7 protein-coding genes are annotated in these 8,490 nt (G+C 61.4%); 5 read left to right on the top strand and 2 right to left on the bottom strand.

Annotation, left to right across the window (positions count from 1 at the left end):
* The first annotated feature begins 380 nt into the window (after positions 1–380).
* From fae to ACW9HW_RS27060, 4 genes are all read left to right on the top strand, one after another.
* Complete coding sequence (fae, locus tag ACW9HW_RS27075) at positions 381–893, top strand: formaldehyde-activating enzyme (RefSeq protein WP_085687829.1); 513 nt, start codon at positions 381–383, stop codon at positions 891–893.
* A gap of 10 nt (positions 894–903) precedes the next feature.
* Complete coding sequence (locus ACW9HW_RS27070; RefSeq protein ID WP_095192574.1) at positions 904–1,938, top strand: aldo/keto reductase; 1,035 nt, start codon at positions 904–906, stop codon at positions 1,936–1,938.
* Complete coding sequence (locus ACW9HW_RS27065; protein WP_457402370.1) at positions 1,935–3,383, top strand: NAD-dependent succinate-semialdehyde dehydrogenase; 1,449 nt, start codon at positions 1,935–1,937, stop codon at positions 3,381–3,383. Before ACW9HW_RS27070 ends, ACW9HW_RS27065 begins: the two co-directional genes overlap by 4 nt.
* A gap of 165 nt (positions 3,384–3,548) precedes the next feature.
* Entirely contained in the window at positions 3,549–4,913 is a 1,365-nt protein-coding gene (locus ACW9HW_RS27060) for an MFS transporter (RefSeq protein WP_095192572.1), read from the top strand.
* Between the two features lie 140 nt (positions 4,914–5,053).
* Here ACW9HW_RS27060 and ACW9HW_RS27055 read toward each other — a convergent pair whose 3' ends face one another.
* Complete coding sequence (locus tag ACW9HW_RS27055; protein ID WP_095192571.1) at positions 5,054–5,929, bottom strand: LysR substrate-binding domain-containing protein; 876 nt, start codon at positions 5,927–5,929, stop codon at positions 5,054–5,056.
* 192 nt (positions 5,930–6,121) lie between these two features.
* Positions 6,122–7,300 (bottom strand): hypothetical protein, encoded by a 1,179-nt coding sequence (locus tag ACW9HW_RS27050; RefSeq protein ID WP_457402367.1) that lies wholly within the window; start codon positions 7,298–7,300, stop codon positions 6,122–6,124.
* A gap of 185 nt (positions 7,301–7,485) precedes the next feature.
* Between ACW9HW_RS27050 and ACW9HW_RS27045 the strand changes: the two genes are divergently transcribed.
* On the top strand, positions 7,486–8,415 hold the full coding sequence (locus ACW9HW_RS27045) for a LysR substrate-binding domain-containing protein (protein ID WP_095192569.1): 930 nt from the start codon (positions 7,486–7,488) through the stop codon (positions 8,413–8,415).
* Positions 8,416–8,490: the final 75 nt, after the last annotated feature.

The raw sequence follows: 8,490 nt of genomic DNA, 5'->3' as shown, positions 1-8,490 counted from the left end.
AATAGTCAAGATCGCTTCGAACCATTGGGGGAGCGAGCCTGCTCGCGAAGGCGGTGTGTCAGACAATACAAGTGTCGATTGACCCACCACATTCGCGAGCAGGCTCGCTCCCACAGGTTTTTGCATCGGTTACCGGAGGGTATGACCTGAAGTCATACCCTCATGATTTTTTATGGTTACAGCTCCGCCAACCCCCAGTGATAAAAAATCGCAAACCTGCTCATCAACAACAAAAAAGAGCGTTTGCACCCATGATCATTCATCACTGCCGCGTCTGCGCCAGCGACCTGCTGCGCTCTTCGAACCCCGACATTTGCCACGCGAATCCCACGGCTTGCGTGCACCTCTGATCAACCCAAATCCCAGAAGAGTAACGACCCATGAAAGAACTCGACCTGTACATCGGTGAAGGTTTCGAAGGCCCTGGCGTGAACGCCGCGCACATCAACATCCTGATCGGCCCGCGCAATGGCCCGGCCGGTCAGGCCTTCGCCAATAGCCTGGCGTCGCCAAGCCAGGGCCATTGTCCATTCATGGTGATCGCCCAGCCGAACATCCCGGTCAAGCCGATGACCCTGTATGTGAACAAGGCGGCGATCAGCAGCGATCTGCACGGCAACGCCACCTGGGGCGCGTCCCAGGCCGGAATCGCCAAAGCGGTTCTTGAAGCGCTACTGGACGGCACCCTGCCGTCGGAAGCGGAAGACGAGTGGGCCATCGTCACCGCCAACTGGGTCAACCCGGCCTGCGACGATCTGGATGCGGTGTACCTGAACAACTACAACGCCTGCCGCACCGCGATCCGCGCCGCCCTGACCGGCAAGCCGGAAACCGCGCAGCTCAAAGATGTGGTCAATCACATCAGCAACCCTTTCTACACACCTAAAGCCTGAGGTTCGCGCCATGCAATACATCCGTTTGGGCAACTCCGGCCTGCAAGTCTCCCGCCTGTGCCTGGGCACCATGAACATGGGCACCCCGGATTGGAAACCGTGGATCTTCGATGAGAAAAAAAGCGAGCCGATCGTCAAGCACGCGCTGGACAATGGCGTGAACTTCATCGACCTGGCGGACTTCTATTCCGCCGGCGTGGGCGAGGAAGTAGTGGGGCGCATCGTCAAGCGCCTGGCCCGTCGCGAAGACCTGGTGATCACTACCAAGGTCGGTTACGGCACCCGCCCGGGTATCAACGCCAGCGGTCATTCGCGCAAGCACATCATGGACAGCATCGATGCTTCGCTCAAACGCCTGGACATGGATTACGTCGACGTGTTCATGCTGCACTACTTTGACGTGAACACCCCGGTCGAAGAAACCATGAGCGCCATGAACGACATCGTGCGTTCCGGCAAGGCGCGCTACATAGGTGTCTCGACCATGCTCACCGGGCAACTGGCGAAAATCCTCATGGCCTGCGAGCGCAATGGCTGGGTCAAGCCGATCAACATGCAGCTGCAACTGAATTGCGCCTACCGCGAAGAAGAGCGCGAGATGATCCCGTTCTGTCGCGATCAGGGCCTGGGGATTTCGGTGTTCAGCCCGCTGGCCCGTGGCTTGTTGACCGGCGACGTGCAGTCGACCCGCAACCAGACCGACTTCTTCACCCAGCAGATGTACAGCGACGAAGCCTCGTTCGAAATCGCCCGTTCGGTGCAACGCGTGGCCCGTGCTCGCGGCGTGTCCAACGCGCAGATTGCCCAGGCCTGGGTCGCCAATCATCCGGGTGTGGATTGCATGTTGGTCGGTGCCGACACCACCGAACAGTTCGACAGCGCCCTGGCGGCCCTGGAGACCAGGCTCGATGCCGAGGAACTGCACGAGCTGGAACGCAATTACACCCCGTGCGACGTGATCAACGATTACACCGCCGGTAAACGTATCCTGCGTTCGTCCCGTCCGGGCTCGGAACGCTTCAACCTGACCGAGGCCGTGGCATGAGCGCGTTGATCCGTCACGGCAATTTCATCGACGGTCAATGGTGCAGCGGTGTGGGGGGCGGCGGTGGTGCGACCTACCCGGTGCTGAATCCGGCCACCGGCGAGTTGATCGCCGACGTGCAGAAGGCCGGCGCCGAAGAAACCAACCAGGCCATCGCCGCCGCCAATCGCGCCTTGCCGGCGTGGCGCAAGCTCACCGCCAAGGAACGCAGCCAGCGCATCAAGCGCTGGGGTGAGTTGATGCTGAGCAACCAGAAGGATCTGGCCACCTTGCTTAGTCGCGAACAAGGCAAGCCACTGGCCGAAGCCATGGGCGAAGTGGTGTATGCCGCGAGTTTTCTGGAGTGGTTCGCCGAAGAGGCCAAGCGCGCCTACGGCGATGTGATCCCGAGTCACAAGGCCGATGCGCGGATCATTGTGGTCAAGGAAGCCATCGGTGTAGTCGCGGCGATCACCCCGTGGAATTTTCCACTGGCCATGGTCACCCGCAAGGTGGGCCCGGCGCTGGCGGCCGGTTGCACGATGATTCTCAAGCCATCGGAAGAAACCCCGCTGTCGGCCTTCGCCCTGGCGGTATTGGCCGAGCAGGCGGGCATCCCCGCCGGTGTGTTCAACGTGGTGTCCGGCGATGCGGTGGCGATTGGCGGTGCGCTGCAGGCTAGCGGCATCGTGCGCAAACTGTCGTTCACCGGCTCGACCCGCACCGGCAAGCTGCTGATGCGCCAGGCCGCCGACACATTGAAAAAGGTCTCGCTGGAACTGGGTGGCAACGCACCGTTCATTGTCTTCGACGACGCGGATATCGACGCGGCGGTGAAAGGCGCGATGGCCTCGAAATTCCGCAACACCGGGCAAACCTGCGTCTGCGTCAACCGCTTCTTCATCCAGGACGGCGTGTACGAAGCCTTTACCGGCAAGCTCGCTGAAGCCGTGGCGGCGATGCGCGTCGGCAATGCACTGGAAGGCGACACCGAACAGGGGCCGCTGATCAACGCGGCGGCGCTGGCCAAAGTGGAATTGCATGTCAGCGATGCCGTGGAGAAGGGCGCCAAGGTGCTGTGCGGTGGCCGTCGTCATGCGTTGGGTGGCACGTTCTATGAGCCGACCATCCTCGCCGAGGCCAGCAGCGAGATGTTGATCGCCCAGGACGAAACCTTCGGCCCGGTGGCCGCGTGTTTCCGCTTCAAGGACGAGGCCGAAGTGCTGCAACGGGCCAACGATACGCCGTACGGCTTGTCGGCCTACTTCTACAGCCGCGACATCGGCCGCGTGTGGCGCATGGCCGAAGGCCTGGAAGCAGGCATGGTCGGGATCAACGAAGGGATCATTTCCACGGAAGTGGCGCCGTTCGGTGGCATCAAGGAATCGGGCCTGGGGCGCGAGGGTTCGAAGTACGGTCTGGATGACTACCTGGAAATCAAATACCTGTTGATGGGGGGCCTGTAACCCCACCCCATCCCCTTGTGGGAGCGAGCCGGCTCGCGAAGGCGTCCTGTCAGGCAACATGGTGCTGACTGACACCCCGCATTCGCGAGCAGGCTCGCTCCCACAGTTTCACCACCCGAAATATCGGTTTCATTTCTCCGTCAATAACAACAATTGGAGACTTACATGTCCGTACAACCGGTAAAAATCGACGACCTGCCCATCGGGCGCTTTCACATCAAGATCGCCGGCCTGACCTTCGGTGCGCATTTCACCGACGGCTACATCCTCGGCCTGATCGGTATCGCATTCACCCTGCTGAGCCCGCAGATGCAACTGGATGCTTTCTGGCAGGGCCTGATCGGGGCTTCGGCGCTGATCGGTCTGTTTCTTGGCAGTCTGTTTTTCGGCTGGATTTCCGACAAGGTCGGCCGGCAGAAAATTTTCCTGGTCAGCTTCGTGCTGATCACCATCGCTTCGGTCATGCAGTTCTACGTCGAGACGGCGATGAGCCTGTTCCTGTGCCGGGTGCTGATCGGTATTGGCCTGGGCGGTGACTTCAGTGTCGGTCACGCCATGCTCGCCGAGTTCGCACCGAAAAAGCACCGCGGCGTATTGCTCGGTTCGTTCAGCGTGATCTGGACCTTCGGTTACGTGGCCGCGACCTTCGTCGGCACCGCGATGCTCAGCCTCGGCGACGACGCCTGGCGCTGGATGCTGGCCTCGTCGGCGATTCCGGCGGCGCTGATCCTGATTGCGCGCATCGGTACCCCGGAGTCGCCGCGCTGGCTGGTCAACCAAGGGCGTATTGCCGAGGCACGCGCGATCGTCAAAAAGTTCCTGGGCGACAACGTCGAACTCGACGAAACCCGTTCCACCGAAACCCGTTCCGGTTATGCGGTGCTGTTCAGCCGTGAATACCGCAAACGCACCGCGTTCAACTGCCTGTTCTTCGTCTGCATCGTCATGCCGTACTTCGCCATCTACACCTTCCTGCCGTCGATCCTGCAGAAGATGGGCCTGGCCGAAGGCTTCGGCACCGAGCTGATGTTGAACATGCTGCTGATCCTCGGTGCGCTGATCGGCATCTGGTGCACCATCAAGTTCACCCGCCGCGGGTTCCTGATCAACTCGTTCATTATCCTCGCCATCGCCTTGTTCCTGTTGGCGGTACTGCCGGGCAGCGCGGCGTTCCTGATGGTGCTGGTGTTCGGGCTGTTCACCCTGGTGTTGTCGGCGGTGAGTAACCTGGTGGGCGTGTTCCCCGCCGAGAGCTTCCCGACCGAAGTGCGCGCCAGTGGCATTGGTCTGGCGACGGCGGTGAGCCGATTGGGCTCGGCGGTCAGCACCTTCCTGTTGCCGGTGAGTGTGGCGGGAATCGGCTTGAGCCCGACCATGGGCATTCTCGCGGCAATCCTGGCGATTGGCGCGCTGCTGTCCTGGGCCTGGGCGCCGGAGACCAAATCACTGACCTTGAGCCAGGCGTGCAAGGCGCAGAGTCCGGTGGAGGGGCATGTGGGTGTGGCCGTCAAAGCTGCGACCCCAATCTAAAGCGTGTACACGCATCCCTTGTGGGAGCGAGCCTGCTCGCGAAGGCAGTGTGTCAGAGCGTTATCTGCCCCTGACACTCCGCTTTCGCGAGCAGCCTCGCTCCCACAGGGAGACCCTTCCACGGGAGGGGAAGGGGTGTGTCAGGGATTACTGACCCTTTCCAGCCACTCGGTAAACAACCGCACCTTCGACAACCCCCATTTGTCATTCGCCACATCCAGCCAATAGCCATAGGGTCCGATCACCTCCACGGGGGTGATCGGCAGCAGGCTGCCGTTGGCCAGTTCCTTTTCGATCATCTGCCGGTCGATCACCGCCAGGCCGCCACCGGCCAGTGCGGTATGGATCACCTGGTCCAGGGTGCTGAATTCCAGGCCTTGCCCAGCATCGACATCGTCGCGGCTCATCGCCGCCAGCCAGTTTTCCCAGACCTTCAAACGCTTGCCGTTGTGCAAGATGTGCAGCAACGGCAACTGCTGCAGGTCGGGTGCCTGACCGTCGATGAACAGCTCCGGGCTGGCCACGGCGATGTGCCGTTCCATCACCAGCAACTGACTGTGGCAATGACTGTCCGCTTCGAGGCCGAAGCGGATGTGGCAGTCGATCTCGGCGAGGTTGTCGTGACTGGCCTGGTGGGTCACGCTCAAACTGATGTCCGGGTAGCGCTGACAGAACGCGCGCAGGTGCGCCGACAGCCAGCGCGTGGCCCAGGTCGGTGGCGCGACGATCCGCAGGCGCTGGCGCAAGTTGGGCACGCGCACGGCTTGCAGGGCACGTTCGATGTGGTCGAAGGCATCGCTCAGGTGCGGGGAAAGGGCGGTGCCGGCCTCGGTCAGCGACAGGCCTTGCGGCGTGCGTATGAACAGCGCCACGCCGAGGTAGTCTTCGAGCTGTTTGATTTGCCGGCTGACCGCGCCCTGGGTGACGTTCAGGCCAAGGGCGGCCTGGCTGAAACTGCGATGCCGCGCGACCTCCTCGAAGATGCGCAGCATGTTGAGCGAGGGCAGTTGACGCATGGGAGGGGCTCATTTCTTGATGTTGTTTTGTAGCGTCTATCTGACTATTGGCAATGAGCCGATGCAAGTGTTGTTTGGGCTGGCCCATTCGCGAGCAGGCTCGCTCCCACAAGCGGGCTGTGGCATTCACAAATCCCCTGTGGGAGCGAGCCTGCTCGCGAAGGCGTCCTCAATAACGCCAAATTATCCGGATCAGAAGTAGTACCCGACGTTCACATACACCTGATTCTCCCAGTGATCCGTCCCACCCGCCCCCAGGCTCTGGGTATAGCTGCTGCCGCCAATGTACGGATCGTTCTTGCCGAACATCCACTCTGTGGCAATCCACAACTTGCTCAGCGCAAACGAGCTACCCAGAATTACCCGCTCCGACGTCTTGAACCCGCTGGCGGATTTGTCGAAGGCGCTGTAGTTGGCGTAGACCTTGACCCCGCTGACCTGATCGAACAGGTACTTGCCGGCCACGTCATAGCTAAGGTCAGCCACATAGAGATTGCCGCGACTGGCGACGTTGTAGGTGCCGTCGTAGCCGCCAAGGGTCACCAGCTCGTCAGTTCCGGGGTTGCGCGGTGACATCTGCTGTCGCGCCGCCTGCAATTGCACGCCCCACGGACCGTTCTTGCCCAGGTAGTGCACGGCCACGGCGTTGCGGCGGCCGTTGTCGTTTGTGTCCTTGTTCTCGAGGGACGAGGTCAGCCCCGACACACCGATTTCGGACTTCCATGGCCCCAGCTCCAGGGCCTTGGCGACCCGCAGCACCAGAGTGTTGCGTTCCTGGTTGTTGCTGCCGTCGGTGACATAGCTGTCAGCCTCGGACACCACGCTGGAGAACGTCACGCCGTTGCTGGTGCCTTTCCCCTGCCACGCCGGGCGCAGGTAGTAGCCGCCCTGGATGTTCCAGTCGCCACTTTGCTGAATGTACTTGGCGCCGACCTCTTGCAGATCTTCCAGACCGATGACGTTGCCCAGGGTTTCGTAGAAGGTGCTGCCGAAATACGGCTGCAAGCCGAACGGCACCGTGTTCAGGCCCACTTGCACCTGCTGGTCGGGGTTGAACTTGTAGCCGGCCCACGCCAGCTTGGCGAACTGGATGTCGCCGTAGTTCTTCGTGTACCGGTAGGGATAGGAGCGTCCGTAGAAACGGTACTGGGCCTCACCGATCCAGGTGTCGGAGTTGTACTTGGCGCTGAGGAATACCGTGTCCAGGCCGAACGTCTGGATGTCGCGGTCCGGGTCGTAGTCCCAACGGGCACGCACGGCGCCGCCGAGGTCGAGATTGTCGGTGACTTGCACGGCCATGGCGGGGGCCGCAAAGGTACAGAGTAGAGCGAGATAAAGCGCACTGACGCGCAGGGAAGCAGGGAAGGGCATGTGGCAGTTCTCGGTTATTTTTATGTGAGATGCCGGCCAGTCTTGCGATCCGTGGTGCGATGAACAAACGATTAAAAATCGAGAGAAACCTTCATCGAATGCATGTTACTGAAAAAATCCTGTAGGACAATGTACCGCTGCCGTGGGATCCTTGGCGCCCTGTCACCGAACCCCAAGAGCCTTTCATGAAACGCAAAATGCCCGGCCTCAATGCGCTGAAAGCCTTTGAAGTGGCCGGCAGCACGGGCAGCTTTACCCGCGCCGCGGAGTTGTTGAACGTGACCCAGAGCGCGGTCAGCCGCCAGGTGCGTCAGCTGGAGGAGCAACTTGACGAGAGCCTGCTGGAACGCCGTCACCATCACCTGGAACTGACCAGTGCCGGCCGGGTGCTGCTGCGGGCGTTGCACCAGTCGTTCGACAAGATCGAGTTGACGGTGCGCAGCATCCAGCAGAAATCCCACGCCAACCGCCTGCACATCAACGCGCCGCCGACCTTCACCAACCGTTGGCTGATGCCGCGCCTGGGGCGCCTGCGCGAAAAGCATCCGGAGCTGGAGCTGAGTATTACCACGCGCCTGCCGGACAGCCTGGCGGAAACCAGCACCCTGGACTGCGCGATCCGTTTCGGCAACGGCGAATGGGACGGCCTGGACAGTTCGCTGCTGTTCCAGGAACGGCATATCGCGGTGTGCGCGCCGACCTTGTATGCGCGGGAATGGACCGAGCAGGGCATCGATCTCAATCGCCTGACGCTGCTGCATGTGCTGGCCCGGGAAGACCAGCGCTACCTGACCTGGAAACACTGGCTGGACGCGGCGCGCATCAGTGGTGTCGATACCCAGGGTGGCTATGAATTCGACTTGCTCGACCTGGCGATCCGCGCGGCGGTTGATGGGCTGGGTATCACCATCGCCGACTGGCACATGGTCGCCCCGGAGCTGGCCAGCGGGCAGCTGACCCAGGTACTCAACGTGCATGTCGAAGGCCATCAGTCGTACTGGCTGGTGACCCGCCCCGAGCAATCGCTGCCGCAACTGCAGGTGTTCAGCCAGTGGTTGCAAGAAGAGATCTGGCTGGCGCAGCGACAGCTGGAGCCCTCGACCGCAGCTTCCTGACCACCACAAAACCCCTGTGGACCCCTGTGGGAGCGAGCCTGCTCGCGAAGGCGGTGTGTCTGTCAAAAAAACATA

This window comes from Pseudomonas sp. SDO5532_S415, assembly GCF_054071155.1.
The sequence above is the reverse complement of the archived record's forward strand: the minus strand, read 5'-3'. Positions and strand labels throughout refer to the sequence as shown.